The sequence below is a fragment of the Pseudomonas sp. Sample_11 genome (genome assembly GCF_004307505.1).
Classification (GTDB): Bacteria; Pseudomonadota; Gammaproteobacteria; order Pseudomonadales; family Pseudomonadaceae; genus Aquipseudomonas; species Aquipseudomonas atacamensis.
Genome location: NZ_RCOD01000017.1, coordinates 22976 through 45018, shown reverse-complemented (window position 1 = coordinate 45018; position 22043 = coordinate 22976). Strand labels below are relative to the sequence as shown.

The window sequence follows — 22043 nt, the reverse complement described above, 5'->3', positions numbered from 1 at the left end:
CCGGGCATAATCCTCAGGTTTGAGCATCAGTGCAACGGGTGGCGTAACGGCAGCAGTCAAAACACCGCAGGCTGCGCTGCGTTGTTTTTCGGTTTATCCATGACTCGACAGCGCCAGGCGAAGGGATTGATGCCCTCGCTGCGGGTGAACATGTGGCAGAAGTGCGCCTGATCGCAGAAGCCGCATTCCAGGCTGATTTGCGTGAGGCTGAGGTCGGTGTGCTGGATCAGCAACTTGGCCCGGGCCAGGCGCTGGGCGCGGATCCAGTCCTGTGGCGACAGGCCGGTGCTGCACTTGAATGCGCGGGAGAAATGACTGCGTGACAGTGAGCAGGCACGGGCCAGTTCAGCCACTTCGAGACTTTCGCCCAAGCGATCGAGGATCAACTGTTTGATCTGGCGTTCACGCTGTGGACTGAGTCCGCCAGTCGTGTTTTTCCGCGGTTCGCAGGCAGGGGCGAGGGCGACGGTTTGCTGTAGATAAGCCATGGCCAAGGTCCGTGTCGGTGGGGAATACACGGTCGGCGCATTCCCTCAGGTCAAAAAAGCAACGCTGCGCAGAGGGCTTCATTGTTGGGTGAGGGCGTGAGGCTGACGAGTTAATCGTTGTTAATTTCCTCGCTCAGGCTGGAACTCAGCACATCCTTGCAAGTCAGCGCCCGGTGCTTTGCGCGACGATGTCGACAAAGCACGGCCGCCGTTGGCCAGGTTCAAAGGGGAATGCAATGAAAGGCTTGGTGAAAGCAGCAACGACCCTGGCGGTCATGCTGGCAATGTCCGGCGCGATGGCGCAGGCACCGCAGGTGGGCACTCAGGCGCCGGGTTATTTCCGCTTGGCGGTGGGCGATTACGAAGTCACCGCGTTGTTCGACGGTTACAACGATTTGTCGCCGAAGTTGTTGCAGGGCATGAGCCAGAGTCAGATTCGCGCGCTGCTCGCACGCCGTTCGATTGAAACCCCGGGCGTGCAGACGGCGTTCAATGCCTTTCTGGTCAACACCGGCACACAACTGATTCTGGTCGACACCGGCGCAGGGCAGTGCATCGGCGCCACCGCAGGCCAACTCTCGGCCAACATGCAGGCCGCCGGTTACAAGCCTGAGCAGGTCGACACAATTTTGCTGACCCACCTGCACCTCGATCACGTCTGTGGTCTGGTCGATGCAGAGAAGAAGCCGCTGTTCGCCAATGCCACCGTCTATGCGGCCAAGGCAGAGGCCGATTACTGGCTTGATCCGGCAGCATTGGCCAAGGCTCCGGCCGGCGCCAAAGAGTTTTTCAAGATAGCCCAGGACTCTACGACGCCCTATGTTGCCGCTGGCCGCTTCAAGACGTTCGCCGCCGGGCAGTCGCCATTGCCGGGACTGGTCGAAGCAACCCTCGAAGCCGGGCATACGCCGGGCAGCACCACGTACCGCCTCACCTCGCAGCAGCAGAGCATCGTGTTCATGGGCGATCTGGTGCACAACCTCGCGGTGCAGTTCTTGCACCCGGAAGTCTCGATCGGTTTCGACGTCAACAGTCAGCAAGCGATCGCCAGTCGGCAGGCAGTGTTCAGTGCTGCGGCAGCGAGCAAGACCTGGGTGACGGCAGCGCATCTGCCGTTCCCGGGCATCGGCCACATCGCCGCCGAGGGCAAACATTTCCAGTGGGTGCCGGTGGAATACGGCCCTTACAAACGCGCGGCGAAAGTGCCGTTGATCGAGTAAAGTGCCCAGCGCCAGTGGCAAAAAGCGTCTGACACCGATAAGGAAACCACGCCCATGAACCGTAACGATCTGCGCCGCGTCGACATGAACCTGCTGGTGATTTTCGAAGCGTTGATGTTCGAAAAGAACCTGACCCGCGTTGCCGAAAAACTGTTCATGGGCCAACCGGCGGTCAGTGCTGCGCTGGGGCGCTTGCGTGATCTGTTCGACGATCCGTTGCTGCTGCGCAACGGTCGCGGTATGGAACCGACGGCGCGGGCGCTGGCGATCCTCAAGGAGCTGCAACCGGCGATGGACGTGATTTCCGGTGCAGTCAGCCGCGCCAAGGAATTCGAACCGGCGAGCAGTTGCGATGTGTTTCGCATCGGACTGTCGGACGACGCCGAGTTCGGTCTGTTTCCGCCGCTGTTGCGCCAGCTTCAGCAGGAGGCGCCGGGGATTGTCGTGGTGGTACGCCGCGCCAACTACCTGTTGATGCCGGCGCTGTTGGCCTCTGGCGAAATCTCCGTGGGCGTCAGCTACACCACGGATCTGCCGGCCAATGCCAAGCGCAAGAAGCTGCGTGATATTCCCTGCAAAGTGCTGCGCGGCGACGACCGTCCGGGGCCGCTGACGCTGGACGAATATTGCGCGCGTCCGCATGCAATGGTGTCGTTCTCCGGTGATCTGAGCGGCAATATCGACCTGGATCTGGCCAAGATCGGCCGCTGCCGCCGGGTAGTTCTTGGTGTGCCGCAGTTCAGCGGCTTGCGCGCCTTGCTCGCCGGTACCGAGATGATCGCCACGGTGCCGGATTACGCCGCCTGTGCCTTGGTCGAAGGCTGCGCCCTGCGTGCCGAAGACCCGCCATTCCCGATCGATGCCGCGCAATTGTCCATGGCGTGGAGCGGGGTGCACGACAACGACCCGGCAGAGAAATGGCTGCGCTCGCGCATTAGCCAGTTCATGTCGGCGCCGCTGGATATTCCTGTGTCGTAAACAACCGCTCGTCTGAAAGGCGGCTTAACCTGTTAGTTCTGACAGTGGCGCGATTTTGTCTTCCGATGTCTGATGGCTGAAGCCCCGAAGGCTAGCCCTCAAAGGACATGAACATGGACACGTTGATCCCTGCACTTGACAGTGACCACTTGCCGCCACCCTCGATCAAGGAAAGTCGCCCGGACGGTTTGCTGGATCCGCATGCTGCTCGATCTAACCTGACGGTGGGCGTGGACTTTCCCTGGCAGAAAGGAGACGTCATTACTATTGAGTGCGCTGGTACGCCTGGTCTCGGGTCTTACCTGTCTCCGCAGATACCGATCGGAGGGTTTGCACGGCCCTTTCAGACCCACATTGATAACCTCCTGATCGCCTTCAACTTCAACCGAACGGTCAGCTTCACTTATACCCTTTATCGTGGCACCGAGACGCCCGTTGTTTCAGAGCCTCTAGCGCTGTTCATAACCCGTATCAATCAACTGGATCTACCACGTCCGTTCATCCGCCAGGCCGAAGACGACGGGCAGGGACGCGAGCTGAAAGTCATTGATCTGGTCGACTTCACCTTGCGTATCAATGCGTGGCTGCTGGGCAGGCGCGGCAACCCCTTCTGGCTAAGGCTCAAGGGCACAAATGCCGATGGCAGCGTTTTCGAGGCGCCTTATTGGCGAACACCGGAAAATAAGGTCGATGACGAATTCAACCGCTATGGTTTTTTCGAACAGAACTTTCCCGCCGCACCACTGCAAGGATTGGCAAACCGCAGCGTGCTGACGCTGGAGTTCATGGCCGGCCTGCAGGGCAGCGAGGAGCTATCCCTTGCCGAACCTTTTGCCCATCGTAACTACATCGTCCTCACAGAATCGTCCGATGCGCCGAAAATATTGTCGGTACGCGATCAGGACGGAGAAGTACCCGATGGCACGGATACCCGTTACACCCGTGTCACTCTAAGCGGCAGTGCCCCTGGCGCAATCGATGTGTTCGATGGTCCTGTTCGCATCGACACGGTCGATCCTGTCGCGGGTAACTGGACGTACAACACGGTTGACCTGGACGCGGGATCTCATGCATTTACGGTCCGGTTGGCAGATGGAACCGGAAGTGCCTCAAGTCCGAGGCGAATCAATGTCGTGCTGTCAAACCTGACGCTGATGATTGCCGAGGCTCCCGACAACATCACCCTTGATCCGCTGAGAGCAGTCGCGACTTTCACAGCGGTGGTCAATGACGACTTGCTGCCCACTGACATGGTTTTCGTGACGGTGACAGCTGCTGAGGGCACGCCCGCTGCGGGCTCACACAGCACCACGCCGATTGCGGCCGGCACTGCGCGTCCGATCCGCACGGTGCTGCCTGTATCGCTGGTGGCATTCAGCATCGGAAAAATAATGAATGTTACTTTTTCGTACATAAGAGGCAGTGCTGATCCGGTGACCTCAAGACCCTTGCGTCTCAACGTGCTGCCAATTGCACTGGAACATCTTGTAGCGCCGGTGATTACTCAGGCCAATGGTGACATTCTTGATCTGAAAGACGTACAAGCGGGGGGGAGTCTGCAGTTTGGAGTCTGGCCGCACATTTCCCGGAGTCAGCGAATCTCGCTCTATCTGGAAGGGCAGAGCGCAACTGGCGCGCATAACCTGCGAATGTGGGTGGTGACTACGAATATGGTACATGCAGCATGGGTTACAAACGGCGGCTATGTGGCTTCTATCTCGGCAAATTATCTGCGGTTACTCAAAGATGGCAGCAAGCTTTCAATCCGGTTCATGGTCAATCTGGATCAGGTGCCGAACGAGGCTGCGGCAACGGTCTTTCAAACGCGGGAGTACACCATTCGCTCACTACCTTGAAACCGACGCCACCCGCCAGTCTCGATACCTGTAGCAACTAAGCACATTCATGCAATTTAACTGCGCCCGTCATTGGCATGCTTCCCGTCAATGACATTCAAAGGGTCGGGTCATGATTGCTACGAGGGATGAACAGGCGCGCGACATCGGGTTGCTGTTCCTGCGGGTCAGCGGCGGGTTGTTTCTGTTGTGGGTGCACGGCTTGCCGAAGTTGCTGGACTTCACCGCGCAGCTGCAACTGATCGAAGACCCGTTCCATCTCGGCGCCCACCTGACCCTGATCCTGGCGATCTTCGCCGAAGTCCTCTGCCCGTTGCTGATCGTCGCCGGTGTGCTGGCGCGTTTGGCCTGCTTGCCTATTCTCTTTGTACTGCTCGTGGCGCTGCTGGTCGTGCATCCGCAATGGAGTGTGGCTGAAGGGCAGTTTGGCTGGTTGCTGTTGATTCTTTTCACCACCGTATTGATCGCCGGGCCCGGACGGCTGGCGATTCCTGTTCGTTTGCCCGGAGTGCTGCGTTATGCCTGAAGTCCTCAATTCACAAGCACCGGGGGCCGATGAGACCGTCACGTTGATCATCAAACACTCGGTCAAAACCGGTTTCGAATCGGCGTATGAAGCATGGCTGCGCAACATCGTGCGCGTCGCCGGGCAGCGCGAAGGGCATTTGGGTGTGGACGTGGTGCGCGGCAAGCGCGGGCGTCTGGATTTTTACACGTGCGTATTGCGCTTCAGCTCCACCGAAGCGATGCAGGGCTGGTTGGAATCCTCCGAGCGTCAGGCGCTGGTGGCTGAAGCCGCACCGATGCTGGCCGATGGCGATCAGACCGAAGTCGCGCCGGTCAATGAATTCTGGTTCACACCGCTGGCCGAAGCCGGCTCGCCACCGCCGCGCTGGAAGCAGGCCGTTGTCACCCTGTTGGTGATTCTGCCGCACACCCTGCTGGTGCCGCTGATCTGGGGCCCGCTGCTGGCGCTGCATCCGCTTCTGTCCAACTACGTGGTCGCCACGTTCCTGATTACCCTGACCATCGTCCTCTCGGTGGTCTACGTGGTGATGCCGCCGGTCACCCGTTTGTTCACCCCGTGGCTGGAAGCCAGCCAAGCCCATGAACACCTCGATTCCCGAGAAACCTCGCCGCGTTGAGCGGGGTTTGCTTCTTTTCACTTTCGCTTGAGGAATTGCGATGAGCGCCGATCTGATTTTATTCAATGGCCAGTTTCATACCGTAGACCGGGAAAAACCACTGGCCAGTGCGGTGGCGATCAAGGACGGCCGTTTCGTTGCCGTCGGTAACGATGCCGAGGCCATGGCCCTCAAGGGCAGCGCCACACAAGTGGTCGACATGAAGGGCCGCTGCGTCATCCCTGGCCTCAACGACTCGCACCTGCATCTGATTCGTGGCGGTTTGAACTACAACCTCGAACTGCGCTGGGAAGGTGTGCCATCGCTCGCCGACGCGCTGCGTATGCTCAAGGACCAGGCCGATCGCACGCCGACCCCGCAGTGGGTGCGCGTGGTCGGTGGCTGGAACGAATTCCAGTTCGCCGAAAAACGCATGCCGACCCTGGAAGAAATCAACCAGGCCGCGCCGGATACTCCGGTGTTCATCCTGCACCTCTACGACCGTGCGCTGCTCAACCGCGCCGCCCTGCGTGTGGCCGGTTACACCCGCGACACGCCAAACCCGCCGGGCGGCGAGATCGTGCGCGACAGCAACGGCAACCCGACCGGCATGCTGGTCGCGCGGCCGAACGCGATGATTCTCTACTCCACACTGGCCAAGGGGCCGAAGCTGCCACTGGAATACCAGGTCAACTCGACCCGCCAGTTCATGCGCGAACTCAATCGTCTCGGCCTGACCAGTGCGATCGACGCCGGTGGTGGTTTCCAGAACTATCCGGACGATTACCAAGTGATCGAGCAACTGGCCAAAGACGATCAGTTGACCGTACGCATCGCCTACAATCTGTTCACCCAGAAGCCGAAAGAAGAGCTGACCGATTTCCAGAACTGGACCGGCAGCGTCAAGTTGCATCAGGGTGACGACTACCTGCGCCACAACGGCGCCGGCGAAATGCTGGTGTTCTCCGCCGCCGACTTCGAAGACTTCCTCGAACCGCGCCCGGACCTGCCGCAGACCATGGAACAGGAACTCGAGCCGGTGGTGCGCCACTTGGTCGAACAGCGCTGGCCGTTCCGTCTGCACGCCACGTACAACGAATCGATCAGCCGTATGCTCGATGTGTTCGAGAAGGTCAACCGCGACATTCCGTTCAACGGTCTACCGTGGTTCTTCGACCACGCTGAAACCATCACTCCGCAAAACATCGAGCGCGTGAAAGCGCTGGGCGGCGGCATCGCGATTCAGGATCGCATGGCGTTCCAGGGTGAATACTTCGTCGATCGCTACGGCAAACAAGCCGCCGAAGCCACGCCACCGATCAAGCGCATGCTCGCCGAAGGCGTGCCGGTCGGCGCCGGTACCGACGCCACCCGCGTGTCCAGCTACAACCCGTGGACCTCGCTGTACTGGATGGTCAGCGGCCGCACCGTTGGCGGTCTGGCCCTCTACGAAGAAGGCTTGCCACGCAGCACCGCGCTGGAACTGTTCACCCACGGCAGCGCCTGGTTCTCCTCGGAGCAGGGCAAAAAAGGCCAGATCCGTGTCGGCCAACTGGCAGACCTCGCTGCACTGAGCGCGGACTTCTTCAGCGTTGAAGAAGAAGCGATCAAGTGGATCGAGTCGGTGATGACCGTGGTCGGCGGCAAGATTGTCTACGCCGCCGGCGACTTCGAAGACCTCGGCCCGCGCTCGATTCCGGTGCTACCGGACTGGTCGCCGGTAGTCAAAGTCCCGGGCCACTGGCGCCCGAACTCGCCGTTGCAAGCGCAGGTTCACCAGTGCAGCGGGCCATGCGCCGTGCACACCCACAGCCATGAAAAAGCGCGGATGTCGAATGCGCCGGTCAGCGATTTCGCCGGTTTCTGGGGCGCGTTCGGCTGTTCCTGCTTCGCGTTCTGAGTTTGAAAAAAGCGCCGGGCATCAGGGCCGGCGCTTCCCGCAACAACCATCCATCCAGGAGTTTTGCCATGAGCGTTCCTTACAAGCGTCTGAACAAAGATGATGCCGTCGTCCTGCTGGTCGACCACCAGACCGGTCTGATCTCGCTGGTGCAGGATTTCTCGCCGAACGAGTTCAAGAACAACGTGCTGGCACTGGGCGACATCGCCAAGTTCTTCAAGCTGCCGACCATTCTGACCACCAGCTTCGACGCAGGTCCAAACGGCCCGATCGTGCCTGAGCTGCTCGAGCAATTCCCCGACGCGCCGTTCATTCAGCGTCCAGGCCAGATCAACGCCTGGGACAACGAAGACTTCGTCAAAGCGATCAAGGCCACCGGCCGCAAGCAACTGATCATCGCCGGTGTAGTGACCGACGTTTGCGTAGCTTTCCCGACCCTGTCGGCGATCGCTGAAGGCTTCGAAGTGTTCGTCGTCACCGACTCGTCGGGTACTTTCAACACCACCGTGCAACAAGCGGCGTGGGCGCGGATGTCCGCCGCCGGTGCACACCTGATGAACTGGTTCGCTGTGGCTTGCGAGCTGCAAGGCGACTGGCGCAACGACATGGAAGGCCTGGCGCATCTGCTGTCCGAGCGTCTGCCTAACTATCGCAACCTGATCAACAGCTACACCAAGTTCACTGCCAAGTAAGACAAAAAGATCGCAGCCTGTTGCAGGCTGCGATCTTTTGCTTTCAACGCTTCTGCAACCACCCCAAAAAACCACCTTTTTTCACCGCCACCGGTTTGGCCATCAACGCGAGGCGACTGTTCTGCTGACGCACCGCCTGCAACTTGTTCAAGGCCCGGCCGACTTCGCTGCGCTTGTCCATGCACTCACGGGTCAACTGTTTGTCGAGACGATAGATGATGCTCGACGTCAGCGCCGTGAACGTCGCCTGCGACGGTGTATCGGCAAGAATGCTCTGCTCACCCATGACTTCGCTCGGCCCCATGCGCCCGGCCTCGGTCTGGCCATTGCCGTCCGGCACCGTCGCGCTGACCACGCCCGTGGCGATCACGAACAGACTGTCCGGCACCTCGTCCAGATCCAGCACCACCTGACCGGCCGTGTACTGCTGCGCGACCATCGACTCAGCGAGGCGATCGCGTTCTTCACTGCTCAGCGAACGGAAAATCTTCACCTCGTCCAGCAACGCACGGGCGCGGCTCGACGGTTCGATCACGCCGTCGGGATGGCGCGAAATACCCGCCGCTTCGAGATGGCGGTGGGCGAGGTCGAACAGTTGATTGCGCACTTCGCTCTTCTTGCCCAGCTCAGCGATGAAACCGCTGGCAACGTATTCCGACATGGTTTCGCCGGCCTCTTTGAGCACGGCTTTCGGCGCCGGGCTGAGCAGCAGCGAACTGCTGCCCTGCAAGGTACGATCAAGGGCATCCAATACCCGCCGCGGGCGAATGTGGTTCGGCACCTTGATACTGATCGAGACGCCGTGCATGTTGCTCGGCCGGCTGAGGTTGACGATTTTCGCCTTGGCCGCCACCGAGTTCGGTACGACGGCCATGGTGCCGGCGCTGGTCAGCAGGTGCGTGGCGCGCCAGTCGATATCGAAGACCTTGCCTTCGACGCCGTCGATCATCACCAGATCGTCCACCTGATACGGCTTGGTGGTGTTGAGGACGATGCCGGAGAACACGTCGGCGAGGGTGCTTTGCAGCGCCAGACCGACCACGATGGCGACCACCCCGGAAGTGGCCAGCAGACCTTTGACTGGCAGCTCCAGCACGTAACCGGCTGCCGCAACAATGGCGACCAGAAACACCAGCGCGCCGATGACATCCTGCAACAAGCGTCCGCTGTGACCGATGCGGCGCATCAGCGCCAGGCCGATCACTTCGGTCAGCACCCGTGCTGCGTACAACCACCAGAGAATCCCCAGCGCCGTCGCCCCCAGTTGTGCCACGCGATCATCAGCGAACAGCGGAGCCTGCAACGGGCTGACACCGGCATTGATCACCAGCGCGCTGAACGCCAGAAACAGCGCCAGACGCACGCCGACTCGCGGCGCGCGGTGGCTGAAGGGCGAGAAGTGCCAGAGTGCGGCGTCGAGCAGGAGCAGGACGGCGCTCCAGGACAGCAGGTGGGCGTAGAAAAGAGTCATGACCGGTACTCCGCGACGCTGGTGAGAAAAAAGATCGCAGCCTGCGGCAGTTCCTACAGGGAATCGTATTCCAGGGTAGGCGCTGCCGCAGGCTGCGATCTTTCGCTTTTATGGATTCAGATGAGTCTTCAGTTCAGCCGCCGCTTGACGCACCGCTGCTTTGACTTCCGGAATCTGGCTCAGCGGATTGAGCAGGCCGAAGTCATGAATCATCCCGTTGTAACGCACCGAGGTCACCGGCACTCCGGCCGCATCCAGGTGCCGCGCATAGCCTTCACCTTCATCACGCAGCACGTCGAACTCGGCGGTCTGCACCAGCGCAGCGGGCAGGCCCTTGAGCTGTTCGCTGCTGGCGTTGAGCGGCGAGGCATGGATCTGCGCACGCTCGGCCGGGTTGGTGGTGTAGTTGTCCCAGAACCACTGCATCATGCCCTTGGTGAGGAAATGGCCCTCGGCAAATTGCTGGTACGAACCGTCGTCGAACTGCGCATTGGTCACCGGCCACATCAACAGCTGGAAGCGCAGGGCAGGGGTTTTCTGCTCCTTGGCCATCAACGCCACGACCGCTGCCATGTTGCCGCCGACGCTGTTGCCGGCCACCGCCAGACGCTTGCCATCGACACCGATGTCCTTGCCGTGCTCGGCCACCCATTTCGTCGCGGCGTACGCCTGGTTGATCGCGGTCGGGTACTGCGCTTCCGGCGATGGCGTGTAATCGACATACACCGCAACAGCGCCCGAGCCGACCACCAGATCACGGATCAGGCGCTGGTGCGTCGGGAAATCGCCCAGTACCCAGCCGCCACCGTGGAAGAACATGAACGCCGGCAACTCGCCTTTCACCTTGGCCGGGCGCACCACTTTCAGGTTGAGGGTCTGGCCATCGACCTTGATCGCCTTGTCGCTGACTTCCACACCGGACAGATCAACCTTCACCGAAGCCTGCGCACCGGTCAGCACCGCACGGGCGTCTTTCGGGCTCAGTTGCTCCAGCGGACGACCACCGCCAGCGGCGAGGGCATCGAGGAACGCTTGGGTGTTGTGTTCGACGCCAGGGCTGCCAGCGGCGAAAGCGCTGCTGACGGAGAGGGCGAGGAGGGACGCGGCGAGGGTTTTCTTGACGATGTTCATGGTGGAAATCCTTTTGAATGATTTTGATTTTCTGATCGTTCCCACGCTCTGCGTGGGAATGCAGCCGGGGACGCTCCGCGTCCCAACGATCAGATGGCTGCCTTCGGCAGCTCTTTGTGTTCAGGGTTGTTTTCAAACCGTGAGCACAGATTAATGGGCTGCTGAAAAGCGAAAAAGCGGCTATAAAGCGTTTAACTGTCCACCAGAGAGTGACAATGAACCCGTTCGAAGACATGCGTATTTTTTGCCAGGTCATGGACTCCGGCAGCTTCACCGCTGCGGCCGATCAGTTGGGGCTGTCCAAGCAGTTCGTCAGCCGCCGTTTGATGCAACTGGAAGAGCGCCTCGGTGTGCGCTTGTTGAACCGCTCGACCCGCCGCCTCGACGTCACCCCGCTGGGGCAGAGCTATTACGAATCGGCGTTGCGTTTGCTCGGAGAAGTCGAGCAGGTCGAGCAGGGCATCGCCGGCGAAACCGCCGAGCCGCGCGGCACGATTCGCCTCAGCGCGCCGCTGTCGTTCGCGGTGGCGCATCTGGGTTGTCTGCTGCCGTTGTTCCTGCAGCGTTATCGCGAAGTCACCGTCGAGGTCGATTTAAGCGATCGCCCGGTCGACCTGCTCGGCGAAGGTTACGACCTGGCCCTGCGCATCGGCGTGCTGGAAGACTCGACACTGATCGCCCGGCGCATCGCCAGCATCGAACGGGTCTACTGCGCCAGCCCGGCCTACCTCGCCGAACGCGGCACACCACTCAAACCCGAAGACCTCCACAGCCACGACTGCCTGCCTTACGGCCACGGGCGCTCGGTGCAATGGCGCTTCAACGAAGCGCCGGGCAAACCGCTACTGATCAACGTCACCGGGCGCATGCGCGTCAACAACGGCGAACTGCTGCGGGACGCCGCGGTGCAGGGGATGGGAATCACTTATCTGCCGACCTTCATCGTCGGCGCGGCGCTAAAGGACGGGCGGCTGGTGCCAGTGCTGGATGATTTACGCCCGGAGCCACTGACCCTGTCGGCGGTTTATCCGCAGCATCGCCAGGCTTCGCGGCCGGTGCAGGCGCTGGTGGAGTTTTTGCGTGAGCGGCTTAACCAGAGTCATGTGAATCTTTGATAGTGGTTCCTGCTGGGCAAACGGCGTGTTATCGATCGGGCGAACGTCACACCGTTTTTTCCTGCGATGTCTTTATGGATATTCCTGTCGGGTATGCAAAACGCTAAGTATCTCGATTCGATCCGTCACCTCATAAATCACTACGTAGTTAGGATGTACAACGATTTCCCGGGTGCCGGGAGATCGATCTTTACGGTAGAGATGGGGATGAACGGAGAGTGAGGTTGTGGATTCTTCGATGGATTTCGAGAGACTCACTGCGGCTGCAAAGTTTCTCTCGCCAATGTATCTGAGGATGTTCGAAAGATCGGCCTTGGCTTCGGGCCGCCACTCAATCTGCATCGGCCTTTTTTCGCATGGATTCGATCAAGGCATGCATGTCCGCCATCACGTCCTCATGGGGGAGACTCGGATGGGGATCATCTCTGGACGCCTGCACCTTGGCTCGCAACCAGCGATCATGACTGGCAGCCTGCTCGTCGTTTTCAAACCCTGAATCGTCGGGAAAGATTTTGCCGTCCATTGTGCCTCCGGGATCAATACCTGGCAGTCTATTCGGTACAGGGATTGCTGTCGTCGTTGTCTGGATGAACTGCATCTTGGTCGAGCTCCATGAGTACTTGTAGTTCGACAAATCCTAGACTGAGCGCTTCCGACGGCCAACCGACGGAAGATGTAGGAAAACGGTTGGGGTTTCCCGAGTTCCTTCCTTTTTCTGTAGGACTCGCTGAAGAGGACTGCGCAGTGTGATTACAACATTGGAACAACCGCCACCCCGGGTCTGTTCTAGACTCACGCCGCTCAATCACGAGCCTCACCCGGAGTAGCGCCATGGAAGTGCCCAACCCCAAAACCGCCATCGAAAGTAATCGACAGGCGTGGAACGATTCCGCCCGTCATCATCAGGATTCGCCGGACTGGCAGGCATTGCTCAACGATGTCGCGCAGGCGGAGTTTTGCTGCCTTGATGACACCTCGCGCGGCTTGCTGGACGTCGACGGCAAAGACGTGATTCAACTGGGCTGCAATAACGGTCGGGAGAGCCTGTCACTGTTTGCGCTGGGTGCCCGCAGTGTCGTCGGCGTCGATCAATCCGCAGCGTTTCTTGAGCAGGCCCGCGAGCTCAACAGCCGCTCGCCGCATACTGCCGAATTCGTCGAGAGCGACATCCACCATCTGCCCGCATCGCTGCATAACCGCTTCGACGTAGCCCTGATTACCATTGGTGTACTCAACTGGATGCCTGACATCGGCGAATTCTTCCGTCATGTCGCGCAGGTGCTGAAGCCGGGCGGCAAGCTGGTCATCTACGAAACCCATCCGTTTCTGGAAATGGTTGATCCGCAGGCTGAAGATCCTTTCCGCCTCGCCAGCTCGTATTTCCGTGTCGAGCCGTTTGTGCAGGAAGAACCGATTGTGTATGTCGGCAAGGTCGAGCAGCCGGCGGCGAAGTCGTACTGGTTCGTGCATACGCTGGGCGCGATCTTCAGCGGCGCCATTGGAGCGGGGCTGAGCATTGTGGATTTTCAGGAATATGCGCATTCGAACCGGGAAGAGGTGTATGACTGCTACCTGAACCAGCAGGCGCAGCTGCCGATGTGCTTTAGCCTGGTGGCGAGCAAGGCCTGAGAACCTTTTTTTGCGACGGCTGGCCTCTTCGCGAGCAGGCTCGCTCCCACATTGGTTTCGCGTACGGCGACTATCCAGTGTAGGAGCGAGGCTGCTCGCGATGGCGGCCTTGCGACCGCTACAAAATTCAGGTAACGGCGCGATTGAGTACGTGCCCCGGCTGCGCATAAAGATCAATGCCCAACGCATGAATCACCTTCAACACTGTGTCAAAGCGCGGCTTCGCTCCGGGAGCAAAAGCCTTGTACAAACTTTCACGACCCATGCCTGAATCCTTGGCGATCTGCGTCATTCCTCGCGCCTTTAACACGTAGCCGATTGCGCGAAGGAATTCTTCGCTGTCTCCGTCTGCAAGCACCTGTGACAGATACTCACTGATGGCTTCATCACTGTCGAGCAGCGCGACCATGTCGAAATTCGTCAAAGTCTGGCTCATGGTTAAACCTCCTTTGCCATTTTTTGTGCGCGTCGGATGTCTGCGCTTTGTGAGGATTTGTCGCGCCCGATGTCGTGCTTGACTCTATCCAAGTGGATAAAGATAAACAGTCGGCCAAGTCTTTCCCGAATGTTGGAAGTGTCGTCACAGTTTGTAGGCAACCAGCCAATCGCTTGTGAGAGCTGCGGGTGCAGCTACTGGCCTCTTCGCGAGCAGGCTCGCTCCCACATTGGTTTCGCGTACGGCGACTATCCAGTGTCGGAGCGAGCCTGCTCGCGATGGCGGCCTTGCGACCGCCACATTTCACAAGACCGGATCACGCTTGCGCCGCGGCACTTACCACCGGCCGGCCCGGTTTGCGCAGCGGATCCAGGCGTGAGCCTTCATAGCGGGTTTCGCGGAAGAATTTCCAGCGGCCGAACAGGCAGTAGACGTGGGTCACCCGACCTTGTTCCTGATAACCCATGCGGATATGCAGTTTAAGCGCCGGGATGTTGTGGGTTTCACAGACGTCGACCACCTTGGTGCAACCCTGCGCCGCCATCGCTTGCCACAGCGCGACCTGCACGTCCACCGACAGGCTGCTGCCGAAGTAGGCGCGGATCATTTCGCCGCCGAATTCGAAGAACTCGCCGGGTTTGACCGGGAAAGTGCAGCCGTAATAGTGGCGGTCGTGGTAGTCGCGAATGCTGCCCCAGATAAAGCCCACGGCGTGGCCATCGGCGTCCAGGTACATGTGCCCGGTGTGGCCCTCGGCAGCCAGTTCGGCCATGGTGCCGACTCGGTCGCCGAAGTGTTTGCTGAACGCCACGGCGTTCTCCGGGGTGATGTCGACTTTGCGCAGGCCTTCATACGGGCGCAGTTTGTGTGGCGGCACCGGGCTGACCAGGTCGCGCTCCATCCACAGCAGTTCCCAGTGGAAGAACACGTAGCGTTTCCACAACGTCCCGACGGTGCGGCTCAGGCCTTTGTGTCTGATGCGATCTTGCACTTTGGTGATGATGCTCATGATGCCCCTCCAGGGTCTTGGCCCGGATGTTGTGGTGAGTGTCGTTACAGCGGTGATTCATTCGAGCGCCGTAGCGCCCTGCGTTTCTTCTCGATTGAGGTCGGCATACGAGACTCGCGCGACGCCCCTCAAACCCTGTTCGAGTACCTCGCTCAACGACTCGCCGGAGTCGAGATAGGCATCACCGAAATCGACGCCGAGGCGGGTCGGGTGGGCGACGATTTCCAGCACGCCGTCGCTGGGGACGCTGGCATTGCGCACGTCCACCGGGGTGCAGACGTAGTCGGCGGTGACCCGCGCCAGGCTCTGCAAACGGCCATTGAGCAAACCCTTGAATAGGCGCTTGGGCAGCGTGAGGTTGAGCCCGAGGTTGCGCGCCAGCCGGATCGGTACGCCTTGCTCGGCGGCAAACTTCGCGACGATTTCGCCGATCGGCCAGATGTTGTGTACGTGCTGGTGCGAGTCGATATGGCTCGGGCGCATGTCGTGATCGACGCAGCGTTGCCATTGCGCCTGCAACTCGGCGCGCACCGCGTCACGATCTGCGCGACCCAGCCACAGGCTGTGGCGGGGCAGGTTGAGGTCGAACACGCCGTTGCCATCGCAGAAGGTCCGCCGCCCCAGGATCGCCTGGCTCAGAGGGCGTCCGTAGGTCAGGTTGAAGTGCAGGCCGATCCGCCCTTGCAGCGTCGGATGGCGAGCCATGGTGCAGGCGGCTTCAAACGCCGGCATGTTGGCCATGGCCGTGGCTGAGCTGATCAGGCCGGCCTGGAAGGCAGCGAAGATCACTGCGTTTTCGTTGGCGCTGAGACCGAAGTCATCAGCGTTGACTATGACTTGGCGAGGCATGGCCGCCCTCCGGAGTGATTGCGACAGGTTGCACCAGCGCTGCAGGTTTTTTGTTTGCACGGCGGGCCCGCCACTGCTGCACGGCGGGCTTGCAGCGATACCAGATGCGCAGCGCCAGACCCAATGCCAGCCCACTTGGGCGCCACGAATAGAAACTCCAGCGCCAGTGTTCCAGCTGCCCGGTCATGCGTTCGTGCAGTTGATGGCTGGAGTTTTCCAGGCTGACCCGCGAGGCATCGATCCAGTGCCAGTGCTCATCCAGGCCCCAGCGAATCCATTCCTCCAGCAACACCCGGCCACTGCCAAGGTCGGCGTATTGCGGCAGGAAGGCGAGGTTGTAATCGTAGAGCCGGCCCTGTTCGAGCAGGCCGAGGCGATAGCTGATGCAGCGGCCGTTCAGCTCGAGCATCACCACGCGCACCAGGCCTTGGCCGGCGAGGGCGGTGAAGGCGCGTTCGATCCATTGGCGGCTGCGCGGTGTGGCGAAAATACCGACGCCTTCATCGCCTTTCCAGCTCACCGCCTCGACTTCGCTGATGGTCTGCAACAAGGCAGCCATGCTCAGCGCATCTGGAGTGATCCGGCGGATCTGCGCACCGCACGCGGCGATCCGTTTGCGAGCCCGGCGCAGTTTGTAGCGCGGGTCGCCGGAGACTTCCTGATGGTCGGCTTCGCTGATCAGATGCACCGGCACCCGGCAGCTCAGGCGCCGTTCGGCAGTGGAACTGCGCGCCATCCATGCGGTGACGGCACTTTCTTCACCCGCAGGCTCCGACAATTCATTGAGTTGCAACAGCGCATGGGGCAGGCGCTGGCGAATCAGCACCAGCGCCTCGTGCATGTCCTCGCCGCCGAGCAGCGACAGCAAAGCCAGACGATCAGCCAGCGGATAACCCAAGTGATGCAAGACCCGAAACGGCACGCCGGCGAAGCGCTCGCGGCTGGCTACCAGCGGCAGGCACAGGCGTAGTTCTGCGGCTTCCCAACCGAGCAGAATGTGCAGGTGCTGATCCTCGGCCAAAGCCTGTTCGGCCGCGCACAACCAGCCGAGATTGTTGAACGGCGTATGGTCGCTCACGCCCAGGCGCAGCGTTTCATACGCGGTTGCCGGGAAGTCGGCGGCGCACAGGGACGTGCGCCATTCGAATCGCATCACCATAGGTTCAGGCCGCCGTTGCGTTGACAGGTGGACGGGAAGTTTTACCCAGCGCCGCCAGGCGCGAACCGCTGTAGCGGGTTTCGCGATAGAAGCGCCAGCGACCGAACAGCGTGTAGATATTCATGATCCGCTGTTGTTCGGTATAGCTCATGCGCAGGTGCAGCTTGAGCGCCGGGATGTTGGTCGACTCACAGACATCGACCACTTTGCGGCAGCCCTGGGCGGCCATGGCTTCCCACAGGCGCAATTGCAGGTCCACCGACAGCTCTGTACCCCAGTAGGCCCGGGCCAGTTCGCCACCGAACTCGAAGAACTCACCGGGTTTCACCGGGAACCGGCAGCCGTAGTAATGCCGGTCGAAATAATCCCGCGGCGTGCCCCAGATAAACGCTACGGCATCGCCTTGCTCGTCGACATGCATGTGCCCGGTGTGGCCCTCTTTGGCCAGCTCGGCCATCGTGCCGACACGGTCGCCAAAGTAACGCGCGAAAGCGCTGGCGTTGTCCGCCGTAATCCTGACCACGCGCAGTGGCGGATAGGGTTTGAGGCGGTGCGGCGGCACCGGGCTGACCAGGTCGCGCTCCATCCATAGCAGTTGCTGATGGGAAAAAATGTACAGTTTGCGGATCTTGCCCAAGGTCGCTCGCAGGCCTTTACGACGAATATGTCCGCTGAGTTTTTGCAAAACATCCATGGTCTCTTCTCCTGATGAGGGTGCCATGCGCGGCATCAAGCCCGCGCGGCAGAGCATCGAAGGGCGGCTCATGAAGCGCTCCAGCTCAGGGCAAACAGGGTTTGTCCCGGCAGTTCGAAACGCACGCGCCCGTTGTCGCAGGCAAACGGTGCGTCGCGGCTGCGATTGTCGGCGCCGAAGTAACGCAGGGCGCCATGGTTCAGCGGGCACCTGGCGCCGCTCAGATCGACGCGTTGCAGGCGCGTCCCTTTGTTCACTCCGAGCAACGTGCGCTGCTCGTCGCCGGCCATCGCCAGCACATCCACCTCGAAGGCGTCGTTATCCAGTTGCAGCACTTGGCGCAGCCAGTGGCGGGCGATGAATTGCTGGGCCAGACCGACCGGTTTCAGCTCGAAGCGATCCTCGCCCAATATGCGCAACATGCCTTTGGGGTAATGCGGCTCATCGGCGGCCTGAAACCAGTTGAGCATGCTCAGCAAGCCGTCCTGCGAGGCATTGATCACCACCGACGCCCACCACAGCGAGGTGTAGTGGGTTTCCTGATCGTAGGGGCTGAGGCTGGAGCCGCTGGACAGGTTGGTCTGATCGAGCAGCAAGGCCTTGCGCGGCTCACCATTGGCGTCGAGGCCGACCAGTGCGGCGGCGCGCCGCACACTGTCGCGGTATACGCGGGTGGCGAGCAGATCGCGAATCATCCATTCATGCCAGGCCAGTGCATCGATCTGGTCGGCTGACTCGCTGAGCAGGCGCCGTGCCCAATCGATTCCGCGCTTGTCTGCCGCATTATCGGCGAACGGGCCGTTGACCAGTCGCGAGCTGGCCGGCATGGCGATGCGCACACCGGCGCGGGCGTTGGCCGGGTCGCTGCGCACCTGACGCGCCATGCTGGTGAAAATCGCCTGATATTGCCCATAGCTGGAATAGTTGAGATTGGGTTCGTCGGCAAAGCCGATGTAATGCGTGCCGTTGCCGCCGAGGGCGCGGGTGCTCGCCAGCCAGGCGTCGAGGCCGCTGTTGCTCTGCACGTCGGCGCGCAGATCGGCCTGGCGCTGACTGCCGGCCAGCAGGGTGATGTCGTTGCGGATGCCGAAACGCTGCTGGTACACCCGGCGGAAAGCGTCCTCGAACTGTGGATTCTGCGCCGTGACGTCGACGAAACTGTAATAGCTCGCCGCCGTCGGCTTCAGCGCATCGAGCAGCGCATGGCTGGCTGCTGGCGGCATCACGTAGGGCAGGGCGATGCCCAGATCCGGCGTGCGCCCAAGGACTTTGTCATGCAGCACCAGCCGCACCTCTGCGACCTCTTCGCGCAGCGGTTGCAGTTGCTGCGGATTCTGCGCAAACAGATTGGCCGTGCCGTCGAGCCAGAACGCCGCTTTGCCGCTGCCTTGCAGTTGCAGACGCCAGACCTGCTCGCGGGGGCTGACTGGCAATGCAATCTGATCGAACTGCCAATAGGCGCGATAAGGCTTCAGGGCGAGGGTCAGCGCCTGGTGGTCGCCGATCCGCTGCGCCTGCAACGCGGTGACGCCGCCATGGAATTTGCCGGCGAGCACTGCGCGCTCACCGGCTGCAACTTTGAAATACAGCACGTCGCCATTTTTGCTTTCGGCACTGAAGTGCACTTTGGCCGGGGCAAACAGGGCGACGGTGCGCGCATCGTGTTCGATGCGGTAGTGGCGGAAGCTGTAGCCGGGAATTTCCAGTCGATAACTCGCCGCGCCGGGCAGCAGCGGCCAGGTCTGACTGCCACGGGTTTCGCTGGCCTTGATCAAGCGTTCGCCGAGCAATTTACCGCGACCGTCGAGCAGGTACAGCTGCTCTTCGTTGGCGTCCGCTTGCCACGCCGGGGTCCAGCGCACGGTCACGCTGTCGGGCTGATCGGTTTGCAGAAACAGACTGCCGTCACGAATCTCGCCCCAGCGCATCGACGCCGCCAAAGCGTCCAGCGACAGGCCGAGACCGAACAGCAGGTACCAGCCTTTCATGCGGGTTTCCTCTGCAGCATCGACCACATCGGCAGCACGTCGCGGGGCAGGATGATCAGGGTTTGCCAGAACGGCACAGCGCTCAAACGGCAATACAGCACCAGCATGGCCACGGTCACCGCCAGATAGGCGATCGATGAGGCGGCGGCGGCGCCGACGATGCCGTACGCCGGAATCAGCACCAGGTTCAGCGCCAGATTGAGCAGCGCGCCCAGGCCCATCAACAACGACACCGAACCGGGGCGATTCTTGCCCAGCAAGTCCAGGCGCAGAATGCTCGCGTAGCACAGACCCAACAGCCCCGGCAGCAACGCCAGCAGCGCCGGGTACGCCGGTTGATAGGCAGCGCCAAACAGAGTAACGATCAACCATTCGCCGATCACGGCCATACTCAGGCAGGCGCCAAGCATGACCGTCGCGGTCAGGCGCAGCGCCAGCGGAGTGACCTTGTCCATGCCTTCATCCTGTTGCAGCAGGCGTTTCATCAGCGGTGTGGTCACCGCTTCGGGAACGATCAGCAGCAATTCGGCAGCAGCGCTGGCCATGGCGTAATGGCCCAGCGCGGTGCTGCCGAGCAGGGCGCCGATGAACAGGTAATCGGAGCGCAGAATCACTTGCTGGAACAGCAGATCGGGATGGCTGCGCGCGCTGTAGCGCAGCAGCTCCTTCTGGCTGGCGCGATCCCATTGCAGCTGCAATGGCTGCGCCCGCTTCAGCCAGACCCAACCGGCGAGCACCACCAGACTGATCCCGGCCAGCCAACTGATCAGCGCTGCCTCCAGCGCCGCGCTCTGCCACATCCAGAACAGTGCGACGAACAGCAACAGCGGCGCCAGCGATTCGATCAGGCGCAAGACGTTGAACGCGACCACGCCACCCGAGGCGTTGTGCAGAGTCAGCAGGCCGCTTTTCAACACGGTCAACGGCACCGCCAGCAGCAACAGCCAGGCGAGCAGGCCCAGTTGCGTGGTCACGTCCAGTTGCGTGCCAAATTCGCGCACCAGCGCCACCACCAGCAAAGTCAGCAAACCGGCCAGCAGACAACCGAACACCAGCACCTGGCTGAGCAGTAAACCCATCGGCCGCTGCTTCGCTGCCTGATAACCGACCGCCGAATTCAGACCGCCGCTGGTGGCCGCGCTGATCAGGTCAGGCAGGGTGCTGAGCAGGGCGAACAGGCCGCGTTCGCTGGGGCCGAGAATCCGCGCGAGCAACACGTTGCGCAGCAAACGCAAGGCGATCATCGCCAGTTTGGTGCCCATGCTCAGCGCCAGATGCTTGAGGTAGTTGCCTCGGCTCATGGCCGCGCTCCCCGGTAAATCCGCCACGACAGCAATTGCGGATGGCGCGCGGTGCGCTGGCTGACGCCGAAACGCGGCAGGTTCAGCGGATCGCCGTCGCCGCGATAGATTCCGGTGCCGGTGCCCAGCGCAAACGGGTAATCGTGATCGGCGACCTGCTGGCGAACGCGATCATCGTTGTCGCCGTTGGGGTAGCAATACACCGGTAGAGGTCGGTTGCAGCCGTTGTTCAATGCGTCGCGGCTGCGGCGGATTTCTTCGCTCAGGCGCGCATCATCGAGACCGGTGAGGATTGCGTGGCTGGCGCCGTGCGGGCCGAACCGCACCAGACCGGAGGCTTCCATCGCCCGCACCTGATGCCAGTCCAGTGCCTGTGGCAGCGAGTCCTTCGGGCATTCGTCGGTGAGCTCTTCCAGTTCCTGCGGAGCCAGGCTTTTCAACCCTTGCAGGTAATGCAGCAGCGCCAGACTGCGGCGCTCGACATCGATGTCATCAAGCAGCACCGGCAGCGGATGCTTGCGCGCATGCAGGCATTCGATCAGGTGCATGCGTGCTTTATCGCCATGGCTGCCCCAAAGGGTTTCGCCGAGGCTTTCCCACCAGAAGCGCTGGCGGCTGCCGATGAAATCGGTGGAGAGAAAAATGCTCGCCGGCACCTGATGTTTTTGCAGCAGCGCGAAGGCGTTGACGGCGTTGTCACGCCAGCCATCGTCAAAGGTCAGCGCCACCCGTGGGCGCTCGCTGCGCAGGGCGTTGGGCTGGAGAATTTCCATCAGCGGCACGCAGTCGAAATGCTTGCGCAGCCACACCAGCAAATGCTCGAACGCTTTCGGTCCGACGCACAGTTCATTGCGGTGCGGCAGGTCGGCGGCGCGGTCGTTGGACAGCACGCGATGCAGCATCAGAATCACCCCTGCGCCCTGCAACTGCTGACGGCCCACCGGCGAGTTGAGGTAGAGCCAGCCACTGGTGCTTTTTATCAGTTGTTTGATCGCCATGGCTT

General features: G+C 61.0%; 22 protein-coding genes. 9 read left to right on the top strand and 13 right to left on the bottom strand.

From position 1 onward, the window contains the following. Nucleotides 1-56: 56 nt before the first annotated feature. The gene (locus D8U60_RS03630) at nt 57-488 is read right to left on the bottom strand and encodes an AraC family transcriptional regulator (RefSeq protein WP_130899488.1); all 432 of its coding nucleotides are present in this window, start codon (nt 486-488) and stop codon (nt 57-59) included. 236 nt (nt 489-724) lie between these two features. On the opposite strand from D8U60_RS03630, the gene D8U60_RS03625 reads away from it, so the two are divergent. The 7 genes from D8U60_RS03625 (at nt 725) to ycaC (ending at nt 8258) form a co-directional block, all read left to right on the top strand. Beyond that, a complete protein-coding gene (locus tag D8U60_RS03625) occupies nt 725-1708 on the top strand; it encodes an MBL fold metallo-hydrolase (RefSeq protein ID WP_130899487.1) in 984 nt (327 codons plus the stop codon). A gap of 54 nt (nt 1709-1762) precedes the next feature. Further along, nucleotides 1763-2686, top strand: a complete 924-nt coding sequence (locus D8U60_RS03620; RefSeq protein WP_130899486.1) for a LysR family transcriptional regulator — start codon at nt 1763-1765, stop codon at nt 2684-2686. Nucleotides 2687-2799: 113 nt separating this feature from the next. Beyond that, nucleotides 2800-4542 carry a hypothetical protein gene (locus tag D8U60_RS03615; protein ID WP_130899485.1) on the top strand — a complete coding sequence of 581 codons (1743 nt, stop codon included), beginning with the start codon at nt 2800-2802 and terminating at the stop codon, nt 4540-4542. A 112-nt stretch (nt 4543-4654) separates the two neighbouring features. Then, nucleotides 4655-5068, top strand: a complete 414-nt coding sequence (locus D8U60_RS03610) for a DoxX family protein (RefSeq protein ID WP_024012430.1) — start codon at nt 4655-4657, stop codon at nt 5066-5068. Next, nucleotides 5061-5687 (top strand): antibiotic biosynthesis monooxygenase, encoded by a 627-nt coding sequence (locus tag D8U60_RS03605; protein ID WP_130899484.1) that lies wholly within the window; start codon nt 5061-5063, stop codon nt 5685-5687. The genes D8U60_RS03610 and D8U60_RS03605 overlap by 8 nt, the downstream gene beginning before the upstream one ends. 40 nt (nt 5688-5727) lie before the next feature. Then, entirely contained in the window at nt 5728-7566 is a 1839-nt protein-coding gene (locus D8U60_RS03600; RefSeq protein WP_042609477.1) for an amidohydrolase, read from the top strand. 68 nt (nt 7567-7634) lie between these two features. Further along, nucleotides 7635-8258, top strand: coding sequence for an isochorismate family cysteine hydrolase YcaC (ycaC, locus tag D8U60_RS03595; protein WP_016774080.1), 624 nt, complete (start codon nt 7635-7637; stop codon nt 8256-8258). Nucleotides 8259-8301: 43 nt separating this feature from the next. Here the strand turns inward: ycaC and D8U60_RS03590 are convergent, their stop codons facing one another. Both D8U60_RS03590 and D8U60_RS03585 read right to left on the bottom strand, forming a co-directional pair. Next, complete coding sequence (locus tag D8U60_RS03590) at nt 8302-9729, bottom strand: mechanosensitive ion channel family protein (RefSeq protein ID WP_073474277.1); 1428 nt, start codon at nt 9727-9729, stop codon at nt 8302-8304. Between the two features lie 108 nt (nt 9730-9837). Continuing rightward, nucleotides 9838-10860, bottom strand: coding sequence for an alpha/beta hydrolase (locus D8U60_RS03585; protein ID WP_073474278.1), 1023 nt, complete (start codon nt 10858-10860; stop codon nt 9838-9840). 215 nt (nt 10861-11075) lie between these two features. Between D8U60_RS03585 and D8U60_RS03580 the strand changes: the two genes are divergently transcribed. Further along, a complete protein-coding gene (locus D8U60_RS03580) occupies nt 11076-11975 on the top strand; it encodes a LysR family transcriptional regulator (protein WP_024012435.1) in 900 nt (299 codons plus the stop codon). A gap of 72 nt (nt 11976-12047) precedes the next feature. Here D8U60_RS03580 and D8U60_RS03575 read toward each other — a convergent pair whose 3' ends face one another. Next, nucleotides 12048-12317 carry a type II toxin-antitoxin system RelE/ParE family toxin gene (locus tag D8U60_RS03575; RefSeq protein WP_130899483.1) on the bottom strand — a complete coding sequence of 90 codons (270 nt, stop codon included), beginning with the start codon at nt 12315-12317 and terminating at the stop codon, nt 12048-12050. Further along, nucleotides 12307-12498, bottom strand: coding sequence for a hypothetical protein (locus tag D8U60_RS03570; protein WP_038862015.1), 192 nt, complete (start codon nt 12496-12498; stop codon nt 12307-12309). Before D8U60_RS03570 ends, D8U60_RS03575 begins: the two co-directional genes overlap by 11 nt. 308 nt (nt 12499-12806) lie before the next feature. On the opposite strand from D8U60_RS03570, the gene D8U60_RS03565 reads away from it, so the two are divergent. Continuing rightward, the gene (locus tag D8U60_RS03565) at nt 12807-13604 is read left to right on the top strand and encodes a class I SAM-dependent methyltransferase (protein ID WP_130899482.1); all 798 of its coding nucleotides are present in this window, start codon (nt 12807-12809) and stop codon (nt 13602-13604) included. A 127-nt stretch (nt 13605-13731) separates the two neighbouring features. Here D8U60_RS03565 and D8U60_RS03560 read toward each other — a convergent pair whose 3' ends face one another. The 8 genes from D8U60_RS03560 to D8U60_RS03520 all read right to left on the bottom strand — a co-directional run bounded on the left by D8U60_RS03560 (nt 13732) and on the right by D8U60_RS03520 (nt 22038). Continuing rightward, a complete protein-coding gene (locus D8U60_RS03560; protein WP_071171759.1) occupies nt 13732-14040 on the bottom strand; it encodes an addiction module antidote protein in 309 nt (102 codons plus the stop codon). A 316-nt stretch (nt 14041-14356) separates the two neighbouring features. Further along, complete coding sequence (locus tag D8U60_RS03550) at nt 14357-15049, bottom strand: N-acetyltransferase (RefSeq protein ID WP_122700563.1); 693 nt, start codon at nt 15047-15049, stop codon at nt 14357-14359. 57 nt (nt 15050-15106) lie between these two features. Next, a complete protein-coding gene (locus D8U60_RS03545) occupies nt 15107-15898 on the bottom strand; it encodes a ChbG/HpnK family deacetylase (RefSeq protein ID WP_122700564.1) in 792 nt (263 codons plus the stop codon). Next, entirely contained in the window at nt 15870-17057 is a 1188-nt protein-coding gene (locus tag D8U60_RS03540; protein ID WP_130899480.1) for a GNAT family N-acetyltransferase, read from the bottom strand. Before D8U60_RS03540 ends, D8U60_RS03545 begins: the two co-directional genes overlap by 29 nt. A gap of 4 nt (nt 17058-17061) precedes the next feature. Continuing rightward, nucleotides 17062-17751 carry a hypothetical protein gene (locus D8U60_RS03535; RefSeq protein WP_064363960.1) on the bottom strand — a complete coding sequence of 230 codons (690 nt, stop codon included), beginning with the start codon at nt 17749-17751 and terminating at the stop codon, nt 17062-17064. Nucleotides 17752-17819: 68 nt separating this feature from the next. After that, nucleotides 17820-19739: a hypothetical protein gene (locus tag D8U60_RS03530; RefSeq protein WP_130899479.1), complete on the bottom strand. Its 1920-nt coding sequence runs from the start codon at nt 19737-19739 to the stop codon at nt 17820-17822. Further along, nucleotides 19736-21040 carry an oligosaccharide flippase family protein gene (locus D8U60_RS03525; protein WP_130899478.1) on the bottom strand — a complete coding sequence of 435 codons (1305 nt, stop codon included), beginning with the start codon at nt 21038-21040 and terminating at the stop codon, nt 19736-19738. Before D8U60_RS03525 ends, D8U60_RS03530 begins: the two co-directional genes overlap by 4 nt. Next, a complete protein-coding gene (locus D8U60_RS03520; RefSeq protein ID WP_122610239.1) occupies nt 21037-22038 on the bottom strand; it encodes a polysaccharide deacetylase family protein in 1002 nt (333 codons plus the stop codon). Before D8U60_RS03520 ends, D8U60_RS03525 begins: the two co-directional genes overlap by 4 nt. Between the last annotated feature and the right edge of the window lie 5 nt (nt 22039-22043).

What these genes read in the sequence shown, in the direction of transcription:
- D8U60_RS03550 (WP_122700563.1), bottom strand. Translation starts at nt 15,049, where the DNA reads ATGAGCATCATCACCAAAGTGCAAGATCGCATCAGACACAAAGGCCTG.
- D8U60_RS03580 (WP_024012435.1), top strand. Translation starts at nt 11,076, where the DNA reads ATGAACCCGTTCGAAGACATGCGTATTTTTTGCCAGGTCATGGACTCC.
- D8U60_RS03545 (WP_122700564.1), bottom strand. Translation starts at nt 15,898, where the DNA reads ATGCCTCGCCAAGTCATAGTCAACGCTGATGACTTCGGTCTCAGCGCC.
- D8U60_RS03630 (WP_130899488.1), bottom strand. Translation starts at nt 488, where the DNA reads ATGGCTTATCTACAGCAAACCGTCGCCCTCGCCCCTGCCTGCGAACCG.
- D8U60_RS03535 (WP_064363960.1), bottom strand. Translation starts at nt 17,751, where the DNA reads ATGGATGTTTTGCAAAAACTCAGCGGACATATTCGTCGTAAAGGCCTG.
- D8U60_RS03540 (WP_130899480.1), bottom strand. Translation starts at nt 17,057, where the DNA reads ATGGTGATGCGATTCGAATGGCGCACGTCCCTGTGCGCCGCCGACTTC.
- D8U60_RS03590 (WP_073474277.1), bottom strand. Translation starts at nt 9,729, where the DNA reads ATGACTCTTTTCTACGCCCACCTGCTGTCCTGGAGCGCCGTCCTGCTC.
- D8U60_RS03620 (WP_130899486.1), top strand. Translation starts at nt 1,763, where the DNA reads ATGAACCGTAACGATCTGCGCCGCGTCGACATGAACCTGCTGGTGATT.
- D8U60_RS03600 (WP_042609477.1), top strand. Translation starts at nt 5,728, where the DNA reads ATGAGCGCCGATCTGATTTTATTCAATGGCCAGTTTCATACCGTAGAC.
- D8U60_RS03520 (WP_122610239.1), bottom strand. Translation starts at nt 22,038, where the DNA reads ATGGCGATCAAACAACTGATAAAAAGCACCAGTGGCTGGCTCTACCTC.
- D8U60_RS03585 (WP_073474278.1), bottom strand. Translation starts at nt 10,860, where the DNA reads ATGAACATCGTCAAGAAAACCCTCGCCGCGTCCCTCCTCGCCCTCTCC.
- D8U60_RS03575 (WP_130899483.1), bottom strand. Translation starts at nt 12,317, where the DNA reads ATGCAGATTGAGTGGCGGCCCGAAGCCAAGGCCGATCTTTCGAACATC.
- D8U60_RS03615 (WP_130899485.1), top strand. Translation starts at nt 2,800, where the DNA reads ATGGACACGTTGATCCCTGCACTTGACAGTGACCACTTGCCGCCACCC.
- D8U60_RS03525 (WP_130899478.1), bottom strand. Translation starts at nt 21,040, where the DNA reads ATGAGCCGAGGCAACTACCTCAAGCATCTGGCGCTGAGCATGGGCACC.
- D8U60_RS03530 (WP_130899479.1), bottom strand. Translation starts at nt 19,739, where the DNA reads ATGAAAGGCTGGTACCTGCTGTTCGGTCTCGGCCTGTCGCTGGACGCT.
- ycaC (WP_016774080.1), top strand. Translation starts at nt 7,635, where the DNA reads ATGAGCGTTCCTTACAAGCGTCTGAACAAAGATGATGCCGTCGTCCTG.
- D8U60_RS03565 (WP_130899482.1), top strand. Translation starts at nt 12,807, where the DNA reads ATGGAAGTGCCCAACCCCAAAACCGCCATCGAAAGTAATCGACAGGCG.
- D8U60_RS03570 (WP_038862015.1), bottom strand. Translation starts at nt 12,498, where the DNA reads ATGGACGGCAAAATCTTTCCCGACGATTCAGGGTTTGAAAACGACGAG.
- D8U60_RS03605 (WP_130899484.1), top strand. Translation starts at nt 5,061, where the DNA reads ATGCCTGAAGTCCTCAATTCACAAGCACCGGGGGCCGATGAGACCGTC.
- D8U60_RS03560 (WP_071171759.1), bottom strand. Translation starts at nt 14,040, where the DNA reads ATGAGCCAGACTTTGACGAATTTCGACATGGTCGCGCTGCTCGACAGT.
- D8U60_RS03625 (WP_130899487.1), top strand. Translation starts at nt 725, where the DNA reads ATGAAAGGCTTGGTGAAAGCAGCAACGACCCTGGCGGTCATGCTGGCA.
- D8U60_RS03610 (WP_024012430.1), top strand. Translation starts at nt 4,655, where the DNA reads ATGATTGCTACGAGGGATGAACAGGCGCGCGACATCGGGTTGCTGTTC.